This window comes from Nostoc sp. DSM 114159, assembly GCF_053470285.1.
This window is the reverse complement of record NZ_JBPFEH010000001.1, coordinates 6,544,709-6,567,053: the sequence shown is the minus strand read 5'-3', so window position 1 is coordinate 6,567,053 and position 22,345 is coordinate 6,544,709. Positions and strand designations below refer to the sequence as shown.

The 22,345-nt window shown below is 41.8% G+C and carries 15 protein-coding genes and 1 pseudogene; 7 read left to right on the top strand and 9 right to left on the bottom strand.

The features are described 5' to 3' along the window. Nucleotides 1–87: 87 nt before the first annotated feature. The 4 genes from ACR5KR_RS27775 to ACR5KR_RS27760 form a co-directional block, all read right to left on the bottom strand. A complete protein-coding gene (locus ACR5KR_RS27775) occupies nt 88–786 on the bottom strand; it encodes a hypothetical protein (protein WP_448268721.1) in 699 nt (232 codons plus the stop codon). A gap of 72 nt (nt 787–858) precedes the next feature. Continuing rightward, nucleotides 859–1,104: a hypothetical protein gene (locus tag ACR5KR_RS27770; RefSeq protein ID WP_445628459.1), complete on the bottom strand. Its 246-nt coding sequence runs from the start codon at nt 1,102–1,104 to the stop codon at nt 859–861. Nucleotides 1,105–1,241: 137 nt separating this feature from the next. Then, a complete protein-coding gene (locus ACR5KR_RS27765) occupies nt 1,242–1,649 on the bottom strand; it encodes a hypothetical protein (RefSeq protein WP_448268720.1) in 408 nt (135 codons plus the stop codon). A 155-nt stretch (nt 1,650–1,804) separates the two neighbouring features. Further along, entirely contained in the window at nt 1,805–2,743 is a 939-nt protein-coding gene (locus ACR5KR_RS27760; protein ID WP_445628457.1) for an NAD-dependent epimerase/dehydratase family protein, read from the bottom strand. Nucleotides 2,744–2,832: 89 nt separating this feature from the next. Between ACR5KR_RS27760 and ACR5KR_RS27755 the strand changes: the two genes are divergently transcribed. Both ACR5KR_RS27755 and ACR5KR_RS27750 read left to right on the top strand, forming a co-directional pair. Then, complete coding sequence (locus tag ACR5KR_RS27755; protein ID WP_445628456.1) at nt 2,833–3,000, top strand: hypothetical protein; 168 nt, start codon at nt 2,833–2,835, stop codon at nt 2,998–3,000. Beyond that, nucleotides 2,946–3,352, top strand: a pseudogene (locus ACR5KR_RS27750) (CHASE2 domain-containing protein); the annotation flags it as partial. The gene ACR5KR_RS27755 and the pseudogene ACR5KR_RS27750, both read left to right, overlap by 55 nt. A gap of 135 nt (nt 3,353–3,487) precedes the next feature. Here the strand turns inward: ACR5KR_RS27750 and ACR5KR_RS27745 are convergent. The 3 genes from ACR5KR_RS27745 to ACR5KR_RS27735 form a co-directional block, all read right to left on the bottom strand. Continuing rightward, the gene (locus ACR5KR_RS27745) at nt 3,488–7,561 is read right to left on the bottom strand and encodes a beta strand repeat-containing protein (RefSeq protein WP_448268719.1); all 4,074 of its coding nucleotides are present in this window, start codon (nt 7,559–7,561) and stop codon (nt 3,488–3,490) included. 309 nt (nt 7,562–7,870) lie between these two features. Then, nucleotides 7,871–9,037, bottom strand: a complete 1,167-nt coding sequence (locus ACR5KR_RS27740) for a DUF1822 family protein (protein ID WP_445628454.1) — start codon at nt 9,035–9,037, stop codon at nt 7,871–7,873. A gap of 202 nt (nt 9,038–9,239) precedes the next feature. Beyond that, nucleotides 9,240–10,406, bottom strand: coding sequence for a sigma-70 family RNA polymerase sigma factor (locus ACR5KR_RS27735; protein WP_448268718.1), 1,167 nt, complete (start codon nt 10,404–10,406; stop codon nt 9,240–9,242). Between the two features lie 184 nt (nt 10,407–10,590). Here ACR5KR_RS27735 and ACR5KR_RS27730 point away from each other — a divergent pair, with 184 nt between their 5' ends. From ACR5KR_RS27730 to ACR5KR_RS27710, 5 genes are all read left to right on the top strand, one after another. Continuing rightward, nucleotides 10,591–11,025, top strand: coding sequence for a hypothetical protein (locus ACR5KR_RS27730; RefSeq protein WP_448268717.1), 435 nt, complete (start codon nt 10,591–10,593; stop codon nt 11,023–11,025). A gap of 669 nt (nt 11,026–11,694) precedes the next feature. Next, nucleotides 11,695–12,120: a hypothetical protein gene (locus ACR5KR_RS27725; protein ID WP_448268715.1), complete on the top strand. Its 426-nt coding sequence runs from the start codon at nt 11,695–11,697 to the stop codon at nt 12,118–12,120. A 292-nt stretch (nt 12,121–12,412) separates the two neighbouring features. Continuing rightward, nucleotides 12,413–13,198, top strand: a complete 786-nt coding sequence (locus ACR5KR_RS27720; protein ID WP_448268714.1) for a hypothetical protein — start codon at nt 12,413–12,415, stop codon at nt 13,196–13,198. Beyond that, nucleotides 13,195–14,829 carry an ATP-grasp domain-containing protein gene (locus tag ACR5KR_RS27715; protein WP_448268713.1) on the top strand — a complete coding sequence of 545 codons (1,635 nt, stop codon included), beginning with the start codon at nt 13,195–13,197 and terminating at the stop codon, nt 14,827–14,829. The genes ACR5KR_RS27720 and ACR5KR_RS27715 overlap by 4 nt, the downstream gene beginning before the upstream one ends. Nucleotides 14,830–15,164: 335 nt before the next feature. Beyond that, nucleotides 15,165–20,381, top strand: coding sequence for an nSTAND1 domain-containing NTPase (locus ACR5KR_RS27710; protein WP_448268711.1), 5,217 nt, complete (start codon nt 15,165–15,167; stop codon nt 20,379–20,381). On the opposite strand, the gene ACR5KR_RS27705 is transcribed toward ACR5KR_RS27710, so the two are convergent. Next, entirely contained in the window at nt 20,335–20,676 is a 342-nt protein-coding gene (locus ACR5KR_RS27705; RefSeq protein WP_445628448.1) for a hypothetical protein, read from the bottom strand. The genes ACR5KR_RS27710 and ACR5KR_RS27705 overlap by 47 nt on opposite strands. A 420-nt stretch (nt 20,677–21,096) precedes the next feature. Beyond that, nucleotides 21,097–22,284 carry an NADH:flavin oxidoreductase/NADH oxidase gene (locus ACR5KR_RS27700; protein ID WP_448268710.1) on the bottom strand — a complete coding sequence of 396 codons (1,188 nt, stop codon included), beginning with the start codon at nt 22,282–22,284 and terminating at the stop codon, nt 21,097–21,099. Between the last annotated feature and the right edge of the window lie 61 nt (nt 22,285–22,345).

The window sequence follows — 22,345 nt, the reverse complement described above, 5'->3', positions numbered from 1 at the left end:
GTTTTTCTCCCTTCCCCACACCCTACCCCCTACACCCCACATCCTGTTCTTTGTAACAACCTAATCTACTCGTCGTGAAAGTCACAATTAATCGGAATATATTTGTACATTGTTGTTTTTTTCGTAGTTGAGCACTTTAGGAATGTCAAGCTGTAAAATGTTACCCAACAGTACCCTCAGAGAAATTATAGGATGTATGAGGCTTTTGGGGGAAGTTGTCAAGTTTGTCACCTTCAAAAATGCGATCGCCACTATTGGATCTCGTCGAGCAGCAACGTGCAACTTACTTATATACCAGTTGAGAAAGCGTACCTTGAAGCTGCGCGTCCCTTCCACTTGGGGAATACGCAGGTCGCCACCTACAGCAATACTCCAAGCGGTGTCTACTACCTTACTTGCCTCCTTGAAAAAACGCGCCCGCAGATTTTGACTACCTTTAGCAAGGCAATTTTGCAAAGCCAGGGACTCAAGAGCAGAAACCGTCATGCCTTGACCGTAGACTGGGTTAAAGCTGCAAATGGCATCACCAAAAACCAAGTAATTTTCGGGAAAACGCGCCATTCTTTCATAATGGCGACGCTGGCTAGTCGGAACCTTGTAAGACACTATTTCTGAGAGGGGTTCAGCATCTTTGATGACTTCGTAGAATTCGCGAGCAGGCATGGCCTTAGCGAATTCCAGGAAGCCTTTTTCGTCAGTGGGTGCGCGATCGCCCAGATAGCCAGCAATGCTAACGATCCAGCGATCGTTTTCATAGTTTGTTCCTCTAGTTCTTCTAGGTCGCAAAGGTGCTGATAATTTATTTGTCTGCAAAACAAAAGTCAGGAGCTTGTCTCTTTAATTACGAATTAGTAATTATTAAGTCTTGGGTTGGGCGAAGACACCCACCTTCAACGATTCAGGAATATTGTTCTCAACTTTGAACTCTCCCCAAACCAAGCCGTGACCTTTAGGATGATCCTTTCGCAGGTCTGGGCCTTTCTCGGCTTGAACTTTGAGATCGATGTCCACGATGGTATTGGTAGCTGCTTCTTGGGCAGCAGTGTCCAAGATGGTATCAGTAGCCGTTTCTTGGGTAGCAGTGGATAGATTAGATTGGCTCATGGTTCTTTCTCCTTATTGATTGTGAGTGTTTCAAGACTGAGAAAATGAGGGTTACCAAACAAAGTAAAAGTTAAAAGGCAAAAGAAAGAAAAAAATGCAAAGTGTTGTGATTTATGGGAATGATGATAGTTAGTAACTCATAAGACCTCCTCTGGTTGCTGGATTGTTTTCAATGCCCGTATACCAATCCAACATCCCAATCCATCTACTATTAATATGAGGATGGCTGTGATTTGGAAAAGCAGACCCCAACCTTGCCAAGAAACTTGAGAAAGATGATCGGGGCTAATTACGATCAAATGATTGTAAATTCCAAAAAGGAGCGATCCTGCTATTGAAAAGAGCAATAGCCAGCTACCAAGGCGATAGAACTGTGTCCAAAGTAAAACGGCTGCAATGATGGGAGTCAGAAAAATTACAATAACCACGAACGAACTCTGAAGCAAAGATAGGCCAACAGGGATTTCCACATGTGCTAAACCATGCATTCCGTTGGCGATCGCATGGACGATCGCCAACGCTGTTCCATATTGAGCAACCTTCATCTTTATTCCTCCTGAGTAGAAAACTTCAACAGACATCATTCATTGATGGCAGTGCGATCGCAGACCGTAAATATGCAATGCTGATTAAGTTAACTGGATTTACGGCGACGGAAAATTATCGATAAGTCTATTAGATTAACTTGTTTTGCTGTGAGTTAGCTTGCACTGACCACGGGTGCGTCAACCATCCATTCCAAAGGTCGCGGCTGAAAATTTAATTCGCGTTTTGCCTTGGCATTCGATGCGCCTCGCATCTGAGTACCGTAGTAGACGGCATCTGCACCACCGATTTGTAGAGCATCTGCAACCGATATCTGCGGAGGCGATGGAGCATTGAGCCAACGAGCAAAGGCAGGGAGCCACTCGCGCACCTCTAAAGGGCGATCGTTGGTAATCAGGTAAATACCAGGATTGCCTCGCTCTGCTGCTGCAACTGTAGCGATCGCTGCATCTTCAACGTGTAACCACGACCATACACCTTCGCCATTGCCGACGATCGGGAATTGTTGCTGCCGTACTTGTTGAGCAACGTCGCCATCGGCAGCAAACCAAGTGCCAGGCCCGTAGAAGAAGCCATAGCGTAAGGCAATCCCTTCTAGATTGGGTGTTTCGAGTAAGCGACGTTCGATTTCAGTCACCGTGCGAGCATCTGCTGCAACTGCCGGCGAAGCATCCAAAGATAGCGGTGTCTCTTCATCTGCCAATCCGCTACCGGGAACTCCCCAGAATGCGATCGACTGTCTCAAGTAACGACGCACGCCAGCTGCTTGTGCTGCTGCCAGTACATTAGCACCCCCTTCTTGACGAAGACGCTGGTTGAGTGGTGCTGCTGCACTCATTGACTCGCCAGTGTAAGTTTTGGGTAGAGCGGTAAGTTGTTCGATAACTACTTCCGGTTGAGCGCGAACGATCGCAGCTTTGACGGCATCGGCATCGAATACATCTGCGATCGCAGGTTCTACACTTTGTTCTACTAAAGCCTTGGCTCTTTCTGAAGAACGGGTCAACGCAACTACATCATGTCCTTGCCCCAACAATTGGGCGATTAGCGGACGACCGATCGCTCCCGTTGCCCCAGCAACAAAAATTTTCATTTATGACCTCCTGTTGAATGGCATACTTTTGCGTCCTTTAGACACTATAGGATTTGTTGTTCAAGCATAGCTAGAGGCAAGGCAGCAAGATGAGCCAGTGGTATCTAAATCTGTGGGTAATGGTAGGCAGTACTTTGTGGATACTGGGTTGTATTCAACCGATCGCAGCTCAAGTGATTCCCGATAACACGCTACCTGCCCTAGAGCGATCGCCAGAGGTTTACAACTGGCGATTTTTAACAGCTGTGATGGACTAGGATTAGTACGACAATTAGCATCGCTGCACATTCCCCAAATGATTGTGATGCGGGAAGTAGTACCAGATCGGGTTGCTCAAGAATTTTTGAAGCACTTTCTAGAAGCTTTGGCGAATGGAGAATCTTGCCAATAGTTACCGTTACTGAGGCTGATGTGCGATCGCAACCTGCTAACCAAAGAGGTGGAGCTTCATTATCAGACCGCGCCCTAGCTCAAATTGTAGAAAAATTAGAGCAGTTCCAACCGCAAGTTATTGGCTTAGATATCTACCGGGAGAATCACGTAGAACCAGAGTATAAGAAGTTGTCTAAATTCATGCAAAAGAGCGATCGCTTTTTTGCTATATGCAAAGTTAGTGAGGAAAACAAAAACAGTGGGGACATAAATATTATTCATTCTGACTTGCATTCAGCAATGGAATACGAGATGCTAAAAATAGCACCTCGCAAACCGTAGCGGTTGATGGCAAGAGAGCGCTAATTTCGATTAAACAACCACAAAATTCTTTTCGGTTAGTGACAGTCCAGCAGATAGTTGTGCAAATTTTATCTGACTAAACCCAGCCGCACTACCATCTTGGTCAAAGTACAGTCCACCTGTAATAAAGTCATAGATAAATCGTTGATTGCTTGTCGTTGCAGATGTTCCCAGGGTAAACTGATTAGCTGAAAGTGAACCTTTTGATAACCCGCCAGCAAAAGAAAAAGCTGATATTTGAATCAAGTCATTAGTGGCGTTGAAGTCATAAAGATCGTCAACACCTTCATTATAATTATAGAAAACAAAGGTATCAGTACCATTCCCTCCAATTAAGCTGTCATTACCCTTTCCACCTGTCAGGGTATCATTGCCGTTGCCCCCCACAATCAAGTCATTGTAGTTTGTACCTGAAATATTTAATCTTTCGACATTGTTGTAATTAACTAGATACGTATCTGCCCTAACCGATCCGGTGTTAGTACTAGCATTAAAAGTCGAAGTAATCCCTTTTGTAGCATAAGAGCAATACATGGATAACAAATCGTTGCCATTACCCCCATTTACTGTTTGAGTCGCTAAATCAGAGGGGATATCATCTGAGGATGTGATGCCTAAATTGAAGGAATCATTGCCATCACCCCCAGAAAGCAGGTTATTACCTTTTGCATTGGTAGCACCCAAAGTATCGTCACCTACACCTCCAAGTAGTGTGTTATTACCTGTGGAGCGATAGTCAGAGGAGGCGTTAAAGATGGAGGAGTAACTGTAGTCGCCAGAGATGTTAAGAGAATCATTGCCATCGCCTCCAGAAAGCAGATTATCGCCTGTTGAACCGCTACCATCCAAGGTATCGTTACCTGTACCTCCAAGTAGTGTGTTATTACCTGTGGAGCGAGAGTCGGAGGAGTCCCTATATTTGTTGTAGTTGCCAGAGATGTTAAGAGAATCATTGCCATCACCCCCAGAAAGCAGGTTATTACCTTTTGTATTGGTAGCATCCAAGGTATCGTCACCAGCATCACCGTTAAGGGTGTTATTAACTATCGAAAGAGTAGGGTCGCTGCCAGAGATGTTAAGAGAATCATTGCCATCGCCCCCAGAGAGCAGATTATTGCCTGTTGAACCGCTACCATTCAAGGTATCGTTACCTGCACCTCCAAGTAGTGTGTTATTACCTGTGGAGCGAGAATCGGAGGAGTAGTCAAAACCGGAGGAGTAATAGTAGCCGCCAGAGATGTCAAGAGAATCATTGCCATCACCCCCAGAGAGCAGATTATTGCCTGTTGAACCGCTACCATTCAAGGTATCGTTACCTGCACCTCCAAGTAGTGTGTTATTACCTGTGGAGCGAGAATCGGAGGAGTCGCTACTAGATCTCTTCATGTAGCTGCCAGAGATGTCAAGAGAATCATTGCCATCACCCCCAGAGAGCAGATTATCGCCTGTTGAAGCGTTAGCACTCAAGCGATCGTCGCCGACACCTCCTTCTAAGATGTTATTACCTATTGAACTGTTAACATTCAATATATCGTCACCTGCATCTGCGTCAAGGATATTATTGCCTGCACCACCAATCAGAGTATCATTGCCTGCACCGCCAATCAGAGTATCATCGCCTGTACCACCTCTAATGATGTCATTACCACTCAATCCGTCGATGATGTCATTACCTCCTTGACCATTGATGACATCATTAGAGTTGTCAAAAGCCGTAATATTGTTATCGAGGTCATTCAAAAAAGTAACAGTGTTCTTATTGAACAGGTTAGCTTGAGTGGAATTTGCATCAAACACATCAAAACTGTCAGTGACAGTAGTTTGTCCATAAAAGAGGATATTGCCAATAGCAGGTCGTGAAGAAGTTGCTGGCAAATTATCCAAGTTTTCTAATTTGAAGTTTTGCAGAATGACTTTGCTATAAGTGATATTTTCAAAAGTGATTTCTAAGTTGTTGCCATTTTGAGTTAATTGCAGATTTTGAGGAGTGAATCCAGAACTTGTAAATTGCAAGGTGTCTAAGGAGGCAATTACCTTTGCTGAGGGATTTGAGCCTTTACCCACACCAGCGAAATCGGTAATAGTATCAGTATTTTTGTTGTAAACCAATTCAGCGTTGTAAACAAATTCATCATTACCAGCGCCACCAGTTAAAGTATCATTACCACTGCCCCCGGAGAGGGTATCGTTGCCACTGTTGCCCACAATTCGGTCATTGTAGTCTGTACCTAAGATATTTAATCGTTCGATATTCTTGTAATTAACCTGATTCGTACCCGACCTAATTAAGCCAGTGTTAGTAGTGACGTTGTAAGTTGTTGCGATCGCCGCACTACCGTTGTAATTGACGGACAGTACATCGTCACCCTCACCCCCATCTATGGTATCATTACCACCATTGCCCGTAGAGAGAGTATCGTTGCCACTGTTCCCCACAATGTTGTCATTGTATTCTGTACCTGAGATATTTAATCGTTCGATATTCTTGTAACTAACCTGATTCGTATTTGCTTTAATTAAACCAATGTTAGTAGTAGGATTGAATGTCGTTGTAATTCCCTCTGTAACATTATTGTAATTTACGGACAGTACATCGTCACCCTCACCCCCATCTATGGTATCATTGCCACTATTGCCCGTGGAGAGGGTATCGTTGCCACTGTTCCCTACAATGTTGTCATTGTATTCTGTACCTGAGATATTTAATCGTTCGATATTCTTATAATTAACCTGATTCGTACCCGACCTAATTGAGCCAGTGTTAGTAGTAGGATTGAATGTCGTTGTAATCCCTGCTGTAGCAGCGCTGTAATAACTGTAATCAACGGACAACAAATCGTCACCCTGACCCCCATCTACCGTTTGATTCTCTAAATTTAGATAGAAAGAATCATTGCCATCGTCCCCAAAGAGGAAGTTATTTCCTGTTGAATCCTCAGCCCTCAAAGTATCGTCACCAGCACCACCGTTGAGAGTATTATTGCCTGAAGACAAGTCTATAAAACCGTAGAAAGTGGGAATACCAGAGATATCAAGATCGTCATTGCCATCGCCACCAGATAGCAGGTTATTGCCGGATGAAGCCTCAGCCATCAAGTAATCGTTACCAGCGCCACCATTGAGGGTGTTATTGCCTGATGAGATAAAATTAGGAGCAGCTCTATAAGTAAAAACACCAGAGGTGGAGAGAGTATCATTGCCATCGCCACCAAATAGCAGGTTATTGCCTTTTGGAGATTCAGCATCCAAGTAATCGTCACCAGCGCCACCGTTGAGGGTGTTATTACCTGATGAGGCTGTATAATTATAAGGGTTTTGAGAAACGTAAGAGGTGGAGAGATTATCATTGCCATCGCCACCAAATAGCAGGTTATTACCGGATGTTGCCCCTGCATTCAAGTAATCATCATCAGTGCCACCGTTGAGGATGTTATTGCCTGTTGAATATTTAACATCTAAGATATCATTGCCCACACCACCAATCAAAGTATTATTACCTGCGCCACCCCGCAGAAAATCATTGCCACTTTTGCCGTCGATTTTGTCATCACCCCCCTGACCATTGATGACATCATCTGAGTTGTCAAAGCCGCTAACATTATTGTTCAGGTCGTTAAGGAAGGTGATTGTATTCTTATTGAAGATAGTACTTTGAGTGGAGTTGGCATTGAAGACATCAAAGCTGTCAGTAATGGTAGTTTGCCCATCAAATATGATATTGCCCAAGTCTACAGTGGCTCCTGTAGATAAGCTTAGGTTATCCAGGTTTTCTAAAGCAAAGTTTTGCAGGATGAGTTTGGGGCTATAGTCCGCCGCGTCAAAGGTAATTTCTAGATTGCTGCCATTCTGGGTCAGTATTAAATTTCGAGCAGTAAAGCCGTCGCTCCCAGCGAAATTTAGAGTGTCTACTTCGGCAATGACTGCTGCTGAGGGGTTTACACCTTTACCTACTCCACCAAAATCGGTGATAGTATAATTACTATCATAGTTGTAAATATCGTTACCACCTCCACCAGTCAAGGTGTTGTCATAGCCATTGCCGTATAGGGTATCGTTACCGTTGGTTCCAATGATATTTGCCATAACTTTTACCTACCTCAATCGATTTTTTTAGTAATTTCAGTTTTGAAAGGAGCTGTTAGTGGGACTTAAACAAAAAGTAGCCAAAAAAGAGCCGAAATGCTATATGCGGATGTGTATTTTCTTTGCTTTGCATAGGTTTCAAGCTTGTTTCTGCCTCAAAAATGTTCTACCAACAGCTAGTCTCCTAAGTTGGCGAGGCTGTTGGGATTGCTGACAGTGAGCCTTACTGGAACGCATATTTGAACCAGTGGCAGGTTTGGGTTAACTTTGGGAGCGGGTGTCGTCACTCCTGTTTTGAACCAAGGAACTTTAAAACTTGAGTATTTCCCAATTATAATTGTCCGGAAAAGGTTCTATTTCCCAGACTATGCTTTCTCCTGCTTCTAAGGCAACTTCTACGTAGAGTTGTTCTACAGCCGTTGCAGCTACATCTTCATTATTGGGAAAAGGCTGTAAATCTTCGGTAAGTAATCGGAGTTTAAAACCACCGGGAATAGCTGCACCGATCGCAGCATTACGTAATTCAAAACGCCAAATAGTTGCATCTGGCTCGCCTTGTGGTATAATTAAAAGTTCGTAAATTTGACCTGCGATCGCCAACCGACGAGAGAGAATAGTACTTAGTTGTGTGCCTTCCCCACCCCGCGCCCCAGCAGCACTTAGTTGTAAATCAAAGCTTCCCCAACCAACAGCCTCAGCAACTTGGGAAACACCGCTTTGCAACCATTGGATAACTGACCACTGTTCTGGTAATCCTAAGCGTCGTTGATATAAATTTTGTCGCCAGCCGCCATGTTGAATTAATCCACCCCACAGTTGAAAAGGGATTTCTTGGCGGGGTGTAAGTATTTCCGGGTTTCCCAGACGGGCAATTAAATTTTGGGCCTGTTGTGGCGATAAGCTCGGAATCTTTTCAATAGGCCTACGGGTGGGTTCTTCTGGGCACAATTGACGCGCTGTAGCTAAAACGCTGATGTCGTTGATTATATCAGTAGCATCCAGAGAATAAGTGCGATCGCTGGCATCATAACTGCCTTGAGTTTTCAGTTGTTCATGGCTACAATAACCCCAAACCTTAACATAGCCTTCGTCTGGTTCAACTTGCACAGCTAAATAATAATCACCTACCCAACTAGGAATATCCACCCATTCTTGAGGTACTCGCAATTCACTCAAATCAATTGCTTCACTAGGAACTAAGACTAATCTTGTTGTCTCAAGCGTGAGTGCAATTCCATTAACCAGTTCCCAGAAACTGGGTAAAGCTGTGGTAGTTGGCCAAACCTTTGTCTGTGGTGTCCAATCTTCTTGCAACCATAGCAAAATAGCACCCAGGCAAAGTTGATTAATATAAGCTTGATAGCGAGAATTAGGATTAGAAAAAGCTTGGCTGTGTAAATCTGTTTGGTTTTGGGTAGTTGTAGGGATTTCCAAAACCATATCTGTTGGGTTAGCGAAAGTAAATACAGTAGTCATAGGAGTTGGGGATTGGGGTTGAGGTTCTAAGTTCAGCTTTGCGTAAAATCGTTGCGAATTGAGGGTTGAAATTTAAACGCATAGGTTCGCAAAGGGACGTAGAGAATTCACTACGAATTAATGAAATGTTGTAAGTAGCTAGATTAACGAGGTTTTGAGGTGGATGAACGAGGTTTTAACTCCCCTTGTCCCCACTCCCCAGTTATCCACCATAGTAATTTTTCAACCATTCCTCCATTAGTATGTTTATACTCTTGAGTAGGTCTGAAGTAACGGAAATATGCAAACTATCTTTACTCCAATTAGCTAAAAAGCGTAACAAAGTTTCTTGGGCTTTTTTTAGTCGCCGCGAGACAGTATATTGCTGTATTTGTAATTGTTTGGCAATTTTGTCTTGAGTTAGTTCTTGAGCATAATAAAGTTGTAAAATCTCTTGTACTTGCGGTTCGAGTTGAGCGATCGCAGCCACTAAAACTTTGTTAATCTCAGTTTGTTGAAAGTTTCTTGTTTGTTCTTCTTCTTGGGCAAGAATTTCATTAATTAGAGATTCTTGTTGTGTTCCGGGAATATTATCAAGCCACTCCCACGAATCATCATTCCCTTTAGGGATATTGAGAGAGTCAACGGGAAAATAACGATAGCGGCGTGCGGCTTTAGCAGCAGTTAAAAGCCACTTTTCTAGGGTTTGAGAATTGACTTGCTGACCACTTTGTGAATTATAAGCTTTCGCGATCGCCTCCCAAATCTCATTGTCTGGTTGAGGAATTTGGCGAGAAGTGCCTTTTTGTGTTGGGATATATATACTTTTGAAACAGTTCCAAGCAAGGACATAATCGTTAATATCTTCTGGCAATAAACCTGCATTTTGTAAAGACTCTACCAAAAACTTTTTAGTGATTTTTCGTAATAGTCCCCAATCTGTACAAATATCAATTTCACGATTTTGGCGTAAATTTTCCCGAATAGCACTGCTAAAAAGGGCACTAGCGTAGTTTTTTAAAATAAAGCCTCGATCTGGATTAAATCCTTTGAGGACTTTATCAACTTGAGCGATCGCAATTTGAAAACAGTCAGATAACTTGTACTGAGTACTCGCAAAACTGTTAACTGTTTTTTGGGATGCCCAATAACAGGATTCTTGCAAGTAAGCCGCCAGATGCTGTTTAGCTAGTAGCGTTGTTTCAGGAACGAGCCAAAATTTATACCAATATAAAATCCAAAAATTTTCCGAAGTTTCTTGAGGCGTGCGGTTGAGACAACTTTGCATACTGCGACGTAGCTTTGATTCCGTCGCCCAACCACTGAAGCGATCGGCGTCAAATTGCACAAAAGTCGAAAAAATTTCAATGATGCTTTGCCGAGGGTGCATAAAAAAATGGAACCCAACCTATAGGAAGACTGAAGGCGTTAAAGGACGCCTACACAAACTTTACTACAAGGTGTGAGGATTATATTTCGACTTCGATGAAATATTTTATACTTAGCCAACTGGTAATCGTGTCTACTTATCAATAAATTACAAAAACAATTACGAATAATGGAGTGTGACTAAAATGTTGAAACGTTCTTTGAGTATTATTGCTGCTAGTAGCATCTTAACTACCGCTTTAATCAGTCCTGCTTTAGCTGTACCTGCTGACTTTATTGGTACTTGGGTAAATAAAGATGCCAACACTTCTAATATTACTCGTTTAGTAATTACCTCAAGTGGTAGCAATAAATTAAATATTAAGGTGTTTGGCAAATGTCATCCTAGTGATTGTGATTGGGGAACTGCACCATTAGTTACCTATGGTATTAATGTCCAAGATACTAATCATAAATATGCAACAGCCAACTATAATAAAGGGTTCGCAAATTCCTTCTTAACCTTAGGATCTGCTGGTCAAGAATTAATGTTGCAAGGCTATACGCAGTTTTTAGATAATAGTGGCAGGCAGAATTACTATTCTCGTGAATACTTTCAAAAGCAAACAAGAGTGAGATAAGCGATCGCTAAAAATCAGCATTAATTATTACTCTAATACCAATTCTGTATGAAGATGCACATAATAATACCCCCCTGTAGTCCCCCCTTGATAAGGGGGGACGGCGATAGCCGGGGGGTGAATTATATGCAGCTTCACAAAGAAACGGTATAACAACAATAGAGAAGTTTGCAAGTAAGTGAAGCAGCGCACTCTTCGGGGTTCCCCCCATGAGCGACTGCTGAACCCGCAGGGTGAGGTACACAAAGCAAGACTGAAAATAAGATAGAAATAGTTTCTAGTTATTGCCTCAAAATCCATAGCTTTGTACTTCAAAACTGCTGCAAAATGTAAAATTTATCCCAGCATTAAACCTCGCTTTTGCGGGGTTTGTCTATTTGTATTCAAAACTGAATTATTCTCAAAAAACAATTTTCAAAAATTTTGCCAAGACTGCATAAAAATATCAAAGCAAACCTATTGAGTAAGTGAAGGGTGAAAACTGAAAACTTTAATTTGATTTTTTCAATAGTTTTCATACGATCGCAATTTACTTAATAAAGTAATCTTTTTTGAACCTGTAACGAATGAGTTGTAGGAGAAAAAAAGATGAAACTTAAGTAGCCGTATAAACTTGAAAAATTCAGTCACAACAACAAAAGCAATAAACCAACTTAAAGGAGAATCAAAATGAAAATTACAAGTTCAACTTCTACACGTTTAGCATTAGTAATAGGTTTAGCAATAGCTAGTTCAATTATTAGTACTGTAGCTAAAGCTGAATCTATCCCCCAAGTAAATTCTCATGGTAGCGTATCCAATAAGCCTTTTATTACTAATTCTGCCCGTCGCGATACTCTTCATAATTTGAATCAACGACCGTTGAATAGTATTTTAGAAACTGACGGTGGTAAAACAAAAGAATCGAGTGATAAAGGCAAAGATTCTAGCGATAAAGGTAAGGATAGTAAAGAGACTTGCGAAAGTGGTAACTGTGGTGGTGCTTTTCTAGATAGAGTCAATCCAGTTATTTTACCAGCAGATCAACTGAAAGTTCCTGTACTACAAAATGTGCGTCCTCAAACTTTAATTAAAGCTAACAAGCCAATCTTCTAAAGAATAGAGATTGAAAATACAGATTCTCGACTTTTTGAAGAAGTCGGGAATCTAAGAGGTTGTTTGAAAAGTGGTTGACTGTGCTTTTAATTACGTTTTTACCCCCCCTTAATCCCCCCCCTTCGACAAGCTCAGGGCATCGCTTATAAAGGGGGGAAACAAGAAAAATCTGGTTTCCTCCCCAATACATACGGGGAGGGTTAGGGAGGGGTAAAAAAATATTTGATACATCAATCATGACTTTTCAAACATCCTCTAAGCCTTCCATGAAAGAAACGAGCGACTAAATACTATGGATTTATTAATTATTGGTTCGAGTGATGACATTTTTTGTCAAGCAGTTAACGAATTGGTTAGACAAAAAGGTTATACGAGTCAAGTTTTAGATGTTTGCAATGCTGCAAGAATGTTTTCTATCAGTGTTACTTCTGAAAAATTATCTATTACACCAGAAATCCCAGTTATTTTACGTATTCCGCCACAGACGCCGATTCGCACTAGTTTTGATGATTCTTTTATTTATGATGAGTGTCTTGCTACTTTATGGGCAGCGATGACATTATCTAAATCAACAGTAATTAATCGTCCAACCGCAAACAGTCTTTGGGGTAATTTATCATATTCTTCTAACTTGACTAAATTAAAGGCTGGTTATACTAGCAATCTAGAAGTATTCTCTTCACAAGTTCCACCATCGCCGCAAGCATTACTTGATAAACAATGGTATCTCCAAGATTTAACTACTTATAATACTGCTGCGTATCCACAAATCCCTGAAGGGGTGGGGCCATTTCGCGCAAGTTGGGTTTCGGCTAACCTGGAATATGAAATTGTTGTTGTTTTAGAAGATAAAGCATGGCGTTGCACCAATACATCTCTAGAACATTTACAGTTAGAACAAAAAAGTATTTCGCTGCTAAGAAATTTAGATTTGGTATTTGGTACTGTAACTTGGAGTATTGATAGCAACCTAGAAAGTGCCAATATTGCTCGTATCAACCCTTATCCATCTTTGGAAGAAATACAGTTTGTTTGGTCGGATTTTGCTCCCGCACTTTTGGAGACTATTTTCTCATGATTTATGCAATTGGCCTTGATTCAGATCGCACTTTTTGTCATTTTGTTAACTACGCTAAATCTCGTGGTGTCGAAGTACAAGTAATTAATTTACGCGAAGTGATTCAAAATGGAGATTGGCGGCTAGCATTACCCGATGATAATCAAAGTTGGATAAGTTTTTCTAGCGAAAAGTACATATTAAATCCTCATGGTTCTTATTATTGTCGCTTGATTGACCTTTCAACCGTACAATCAGATTTACAAGATGCGATGCGATGGAAAAGTCTTCTTGCTGCACTTTGCTGTTGGCTAGAACATATTCCCGGTAACGTAATTAATCGCCCTGGTGCTGGTGGTAATAATTTCTCAAAACCGCTTCATGAATTTCATCTGCAATCTTTAGGTTTTCAAGTTGCTGATAGCGTTACCAGTTCCAATCCAGAAATTCTAGCTGAGTTTGCTAACGCTGGATTAACAATTGTTAAGACAACATCGGGTGTTCGTGCTGATAGCAGATTGGTAAAATCAGAGGAGTTTCTCGATTTCCACCCAGACGCAGGCCCAGTTCATTTACAAAGATATGTACAGGGTGCTGATGTGCGCGCGCACGTAGTGGGTAATAGAGTTCACGCAGAATTGATAAAATGTCCACAGGTAGACTATCGCCATTTTCATGAAGAAGCTGAGTATATCGAGTGGGAGTTACCAGAAGCTTTACACCAAAAAATTATTAATGCAACTGCCGCATTAGGGTTAAAGTTTGCAGGTTGGGATTTTAAAGTTACTAACTCTTTAGAATACTGGTGTTTAGAAGTTAATCCAATGCCGGGATACGATGGATATGATATTCGGGCAGATGGTAAAATAACAGATTCGCTATTAGCTTTGCTGACAGAAGATATTACAGGAAATAATATTAGTTGGTATACAGATTCGAGTAATGAAATTTTCTCAGAAAAAATTGTGACAGTCGAACAGTGTAATGATATTTGTTCTGTAATTCATAGTTTAAAAGAATTATGGATAAAACGAGGAAAATCTCCAAAATTTTTCTATACTTTAGGTACGGCTAGTTACTTAGATTTCTTAAATGAACCTAATTTTTCTAGAGATTATTATACTATAGCTCGCGAACATAATCTAATACTAGAAGAACGTTTAGGTTGGCTTTATAAGTTAGTCAAAGAATATTTAGAGCAGACGCTTATAAACCCTGTAGTGTATAAAGCAGGTGCAGCATTGCCAGGTTTTCATATTTGGCAAGATGCTAATCTTATTACTAAACCAAATGCCACTACACATTTCGATTTGCAGTACCGAAACCTCAAATGGGATGAAGATAAACTCGATACTGTAAACACAATATCCTTTACTTTACCAATTAAACTGCCTAAAAGTGGCGGTGGCTTGAATGTTTGGGATTTTAACTATATCAATGATTATAGCCAAGCGATCGCAGGTGATATAAACATTGTTAAACGATTTAGAACTAGAACTTTTCATCGTTACAAAGTTGGTGAAATTGTTTTACACAGCGGACATACACTTCATCAGATTGCACCAACTACTTACATTTATCCTGACGATGAAAGAATAACTCTACAAGGTCATGGGTTATTTTGTGATGGTCAATGGTTACTGTACTGGTAAGATAATCCTCTTAATATATCACAATTCTTTAGATAGAAAAGTTAGCGGCTGAGGACTACAATTGAGCTTTGATTAATTCTGTATAGCAATCTTATCTAAGTTGTAAGTTTATGCTAGTTTTAGCTTACAGTACAAATAGCATATCATTACGAATGAAGGACTTTTTGAGAAAGTTTTAGCATCTTTACAAATATTTTGGTGCATATAACAAGACCCCCCTATAGTCCCCCCAAGGCATCGGGGGACGGCGACAGCCGGGGGGTAAATATATGCAGCTTCACAAAAAAAATGGTATTACCCAGTAAAAACCTGAAACCTCATTTAGGATTACTATAATGTCACCAATTGGGATTCCCAGTCGCTCAACTTCAGTCAAACAAACTGCAATTCCTAAGCTATGGTTAATGTTGGTGGGAGTCAATCAATATCAAGATGACGGACTACCCAGCCTTAGTTATTCAACAGTAGATTGTCAAGGTTTAGCAGAAGCATTAGTAGATGCTTCTGCACAATTTACTCAAACAGAGGTAACAATACACCATGATTTTGCACCGCAACCACCATCTTTAGAAAACATCCGTGCCAGTCTCCGCCAAATTACCACTGCGGCTCAACCTATTGATACTATTCTATTTTATTTTTCTGGACATGGGATTGTAGAACTAAACACACAGCAAGCATTTTTGTGTTTAGCAGATACTCAAAAATCCGATCTGCAAAACACAGCTTTAGCTTTGCAAGAACTTTTGCTATTGTTGGGTAATAGCGGAGCGCAAAATCAGCTTGTTTGGCTAGATGCTTGTCATAGTGGCGGGATGACACTCAGAGGTACAACAATAGAATCATTGCTGAATGCTACACCAAAAATGGTTGAAGTATTACAGCAGCGTGCTGCTAAAAGTAAAGGTTTTTATGCTTTGCTTTCTTGTGATGCTAACCAGCAATCTTGGGAGTTTCCCGAATTGGGATATGGGGTGTTTACTTATTATTTAATGAAAGGATTGCAAGGTGAGGCAGCAGATAGCCAAGGCTTAATTTATGTGGATAATTTGTATCGATATGTATATCATAAAACTCTCCAATATATAGATAAAAGTAATCAACAGTTACGGCTGATTAATCAGCAGAAAAAAAATAAAGGAGAAACTCAAATTTTTCGAGAATATCCGTTGCAAACTCCCAAACGAATTGTTGAAGGAGTCGGAGAACTAATTGTAGGCAGAGGATTAACTACAGTAACTCTTGGGATGCGTCGGATAGGAATAGTAGTAGAGGGATTATCAGTTAGCAAAACAACGCTAGATATTAGCAAATTTCTCGGAAATACAGGGGATTTTACACTAGAGTATTTGCCAGCAGCAAAAGTATCTGCCGATCGCCTCAAAGAAGCGATCGCTAGTCATTTACAACAACCAGCATCAGAAGTTATTCTACTTTATCTGCGGGGACGAATTGAAGAAACTGAAACAGGCGAATGCTTATTACTAGGAGAAAATATCCGTATCAAGCGTTCCTGGTTGAAACAACAGCTGCGTCTTTGCAACGCTCAACAAATTATTATCCTCGATTGTCCTGTAGCTAATACATCCTTGCAAGATTGGGTAGAAGATTTGCAAATTGACTCCCACCAAGGACAATGTATCATAGCCTACGCCTCACCTGCTGATGCACCAGAACGCTTCGCCCAAAAATTTCTCGATACTTTGATGGCGGCAACGCAAACAGATGGACTCTCAGCCGCCGGAGCGATCGCTCAATTACAATTATCCTTGGCAGGTAGCGGTGTGACTCTTTACATCTGGCTATCAGGCACACAAGGCATTATAGAAATTCTCCAAGCAAAAACTTACGGAAACACGCCAAAATCAACCACAGGATTAGATTTGGGAGTATGCCCTTATATGGGGCTAAGTGCTTTTTCTGAAGAAGATAGCCAGTATTTTTACGGTAGAGAAGCCTTAACTCAGGAATTGATTCACCAACTACGCGATCGCTCTTTTTTAGCCGTCATCGGTGCTTCTGGAAGCGGCAAATCTTCAATTGTCCAAGCTGGTGTAATTCCCCAACTGCGATTGGGTAAACAAATACCCAGTAGCGAACAATGGTGGATTGGAAGTATTCGCCCAGGAGGAAATCCGCTTGAAGCTTTAGCGCGGCGGCTTGGGGGAGTGGGGGGGCAGGGGGCAGGGGGCAGGGAGCAGGGGGCAGGGGGCAGGGAGCAGGAGGAGCAGGGCGCAGGGAGCAGGGCGCAGGGGGAGAATTATTCTTCATCTCCCGATCTCTTGTTAGAGGGAATATTTCATCAAGGGGTGGAGGGATTTGTTTACTGGATACGCAATCAACCCCATCGAGTTGTGGTGCTAGTGGTGGATCAGTTTGAGGAACTGTTTACCCTAGCTCCAAACCCAGACAGAGAGCTATTTTTAGAATTATTGCTGGGAGCAGTGCAATATGCTGGCGATCGCTTCAAAGTAATTATTACTTTACGGGCAGACTTTATTGCCTCCTGTTTAGAAGTACCAGCACTGGCTAAAGCTTTGCAGGATTTCAGCGTGTTAGTGCCACCGAAGCTAAGTTTGGATGATTATCGACGGGTGATTCTCAACCCGGCTCAACAAGTCGGGTTAAAAGTAGAACCAGAACTGGTGGAAGTATTGTTGCGGGAGCTAGATCGTTCGCCAGGAGATTTACCATTACTAGAATTTGTTTTAGAGCAATTATGGCAACATCGAGTTGCTGGTGAGTTGACTTTACAAACCTATCAAGAGCAACTAGGCGGAATTCAAGGAGCATTAGAGCGATCGTCTCAGGCTGTTTACGAAAGTTTCGATCCTCAAATGCAAGAATGTGCTAAATGGATTTTTTTATCTTTGACACAATTAGGTGAAGGTACTGAAGATACTCGCAGGCGGATACATAAATCAGAGTTAATAGTCAAAAAATATCCAGCCGCATTGGTAGAAAAAACCCTCAACGCCTTAACTGCTGCCAAGTTAGTAGTGATGAATTTAGAAGAAGAAGAAGTAACAAAAGGACAAAGCAGACAAGGAGAACAAGAAAAAATTTCTCCCCCTACTCGCCCTGCTCCTATAACAGTAGAAGTTGCCCATGAAATCCTCATCCGTCATTGGTCAACTTTACGCTGGTGGTTAGAAGAAAATCGCGATCGCTTGCGAAAACAAAGGCAAATTGAACAGGCTTCCCAATTGTGGCTGCAACGCAGTCAGCAAGCTGATTTTTTGTTGCAAGGAGTGCGACTAGCAGAGGCAGAAGATATCTATATTAAATATACCGACGAACTTTCTGCTGATGTACAACGGTTTATTGAAGCTTGTTTAGTACAAAGAAAACAACAGCAACTACAAGAGAAAAGAAGACTCAAGCAAGCCCAAAGGGCTGTAGTTGCACTCAGTGTTTTGGGATTAGCGGCAGTCTGTTTCGGCTCTTTAGCCTATTGGAAATCCCAAGCAGCCCAATTACGAGAAATTGAAGCATTAAATGCCTCATCTCAAGCTAATCTTTTATCACATCAGCAGCTAGAAGCATTAATTGCCAGCGTTAAAGCAGGCAAACAGCTAAAAAACACTTTTGGCGCACCAGCCGAGGTGCAAACTCAGACTCTCAATGTTTTACAACAAGTAATTTCTGGAACCCAAGAGCGCAACCGTTTGGAAGGGCATAGCGCTGAAGTATCGAGCGTGAGTTTCAGTCCTGACGGCAAAACAATTGTATCGGCTAGCAACGACAAAACAGCCATAATTTGGGCAAGAGATGGCACAAAGCTACGAACATTAACAGGGCATACCGATATAGTGCGGAGTGTCAGTTTCAGCCCAGATGGTCAAACGATCGCAACTGCTAGTTTCGATCGTACCGTCAAGCTGTGGAGAACTAGGGACGGTGGTTTAATTAGAACGCTAAACGGTCATACTAGGGAGGTTTTGAGTTTATCTTGGTCTAGGAACGGTAAGACGATCGCCACTGGTAGCGCCGATCGCACTGCTAAAATTTGGCAAGTTAGCGATGGTCATTTGCTGAGAACTTTTAGCGGATATAAGGATTTTATTAATAGTGTCAGTTTTAGCCCTGATGGGGAAATTTTGGCGATCGCTAGTGCAGATAAGACTGTTAAACTTTGGAGTGTTAGCGATGGATTGTTGCAAAAAACCCTACTTGGGCATAGCGCCGGAGTTTCCAGTGTCGCTTTTAGCCCCGATGGTCAAATAGCTTCAGCTAGTAAAGATAAAACCGTGAGACTCTGGCGCAGAGATGGTACACTGCTGAAAATTATTGCAGCGCACAATGCAGAGGTTCTGGGCGTCAACTTCAGCCATGATGGTCAAACCCTAGCTTCCACCAGCGCTGATAGCACAATCAAACTTTGGAGTTCTAAGGACGGCTCTTTACGCCAAACTTTATTAGGACATAGTATTGCAGTATATAGCACCAGTTTTAGCCCAGATGACCAAACTTTAGTTTCGGCTAGCGCTGATAAAACTGTTAGACTTTGGCAGCGAGATAATCCTCTATTCAAAACTCTCACAGGATCTCAAGGTCAACTCTATAGTGTGAGTTTTAGCCCCGATGGGCAAACTCTAGCTACCGCAGGTCAAGACACTACGATCGAACTTTGGCGGACTCGTGACGGAACTTTGCGCCAAACTCTAGAAGGTCATAGTACTTCAGTTTATGGACACAGCGATGAAATCTACGGTTTAGCCTTTAGCCCTGACGGCGAGACATTAGCCTCAGCTAGTCTTGACCATTACATTAAACTTTGGCGGACTCGTGACGGCTATATGATTAAAACCCTCCAAGGTCATCGCAGCAATGTCAATAGTCTTAGCTTTAGCCCTAATAGTCAAATTCTGGCAAGTGCCAGCGCTGATATGACCATTAAACTTTGGAATATTCAGCAAAAAGCTTTAATTAAAACTCTTCAAGGACACACGGCTGAAGTTTTGAGCGTTCGTTTCAGCCCTGATGGTCAAGTACTGGCCTCAGCTGGTAGAGATAACAAAGTTTTGCTTTGGAGAGTTAAAGATGGCAAGTTACTGTATAATCTTTCAGGACATACTAATGCTGTCAACGCCATCAGTTTTAGTCCTGACGGTCAAGTACTCGCCTCGGCTAGTGCTGATAAAACTATTAAACTCTGGCAAGTCAGCAATGGAACTTTACTACAAACTCTTACAGGACATACTGATGCTATCTACAGCGTCAGCTTTAGTCCTGATGGTAAGATAATAGCCTCAGCTAGCGGTGATGGAAGCATTAAACTTTGGAACCGTGATGGCAGAGAACTCAAAACTCTCCCAGGCCATACTGATGCAGTATTGAGCCTCAGTTTTAGCCCTGATGGGAAATTTTTGGCTTCTGCCAGTTTTGATGGTACAGCTAAACTTTGGCGTCTTCAAAGCACAGAACTGCAAACCCAAGATTTAGACAATCTACTGATTCGCAGTTGTAAATTGCTGAAGGATTACCTCAAAACTAACCCGAATATTAGCGACCAAGAACGGGGTTGGCTATGTTCAGATTTACGGAGTTAGACTTAATCGTATTTTGTAAACCTGTACCCAGTTGCAACAATGTATCTCTGCGAGGAGGTCTGGGCCCTGGGCCTTTTACCGGCGAGCTCCCACCGGTTGGGCCTGGTGATTGGCCATCTCCTGGGTTAGAGAGTTGATTCTCAATTACAGGAGTTTGAAACTCTCCCTTGACCACAACTTGTTGTAAATTACCAACTTTAGGTGTAATGACTTGTACAGGATTTGCCAAAGTAGGTAATGCAGTGAATAATATCGTTGGTAATGCGATCGCCAAACCCAAAATTTGCTTTTGCATATCAAGCCTTTTTCCTTTTAATATATACTTTCAACTGAACTACTAGGGAGCCTGTACCTCTGTAGATACTTAGCTACAAAGGCAAGCAACAGTATTCCAGATTTTGGGTTTAAAACCCTTCACTGACTTAATAGATCCAGTTGAGTTTTTTTATGCAGTTTTCTGAGTGGTATTTCCAGTACTTATGTCCATTAAATAATTAAAGCGAATTTTGGGGAAAGCGAACTACTAGTTCTTATATCATGTCCGCCTAATTAGTTATGATTCCTGCATCTGTGCAAAAACCAGGAAAACCTCTTTCCCCCTGCCCCCTGCTCCCAGCAAGAACTGCGGTCTTAATGATAAGTCTTTAACCGGACATGATATTAGCCCCTAGTCTCTCTTTCAAGTATGCTGTATGGTGTATAAAGTTTACGACAGCTACTTACGTTTTTGACGTTTGACTGCATAACCATAAGGTACAGGCCAGTTCGGTGTTTCATCCAAGCTAGACTGAGCATGAATAGACCAGTATGGGTCGCGCAACAATTCTCGACCGATGAGAACTAAATCTGCACAGCCACGAGTAATGATTTGATTGGCATACTCAGCATTATTTATTAATCCTACAGCTGCTGTATTGATTTGAGCTGATTGCTTGATTTTGGCAGCAAAAGGCACTTGATAACCTTTCTCTACAGGAATTTTCGCTTGAGGCACTAACCCGCCTGTAGAAACATCGATTAAATCAACACCTAATACTTTTAGTTCACGAGATAGAATCACTGATTGCTCAATATCCCAACCGCCTTCTACCCAATCAGTAGCAGAGATGCGAACAAAAAGTGGCATACCTTGAGGCAAAATATCTCGTATCCGTCTTGCCACCTCTAGCAATAGACGTATTCTATTTTCTAACGAACCTCCGTAAATGTCTGTTCGCTGATTACTGAGCGGTGAAAGAAAAGAATGCAATAGATAGCCATGAGCGGCGTGGATTTCGATAACTTGAAAACCAGCTTGCAGCGCCCGCTCTGCTGCTTGCACAAATGCGATAATGGTTTCTTCAATACCACGCTCATCAAGGGACATGGGAACAGGACTATTAGCATCAAACCCAATTGAGCTTGGTGCAACTATAGTCCAAGCGCCTTGTTCGGGTGTTAAAGGTGAACCCCCTAGCCAAGGAACATTACTACTTGCCTTTCGCCCAGCATGAGCCAATTGAATGCCTACAACCGCTCCTTGTTGACGAACAAAGCGCACAATACGTGCTAATGGTTCAATCTGAGTATCATCCCAAAGACCGAGATCGCCAGGTGTAATTCGCCCAATGGATGTTACTGCTGTTGCTTCCACCATAATTAAACCAACACCGCCAGCTGCCCTGCTCCCCAAGTGAACAAAGTGCCAATCATTTGCTATTCCATTCTCTGCGGAATATTGACACATTGGTGACATTGCCACGCGATTTGGCAAGATTAAATCTCGAATTTTTAGTGGACTAAATAAGTCTAATTCAGGTATATCCTGGTCGTGTAAACAACCTGATTGACTTCCATAAGACTGTAGAGATTCTAATCCCTTAGAAGTTACGGATGATAAATTTGTTAAATTCTCTGTAGACATCTATTTGTTAATTCCTCTAGACTTTGAGCTAACAATTAATTCTTGGCGTATATTGCCAAAA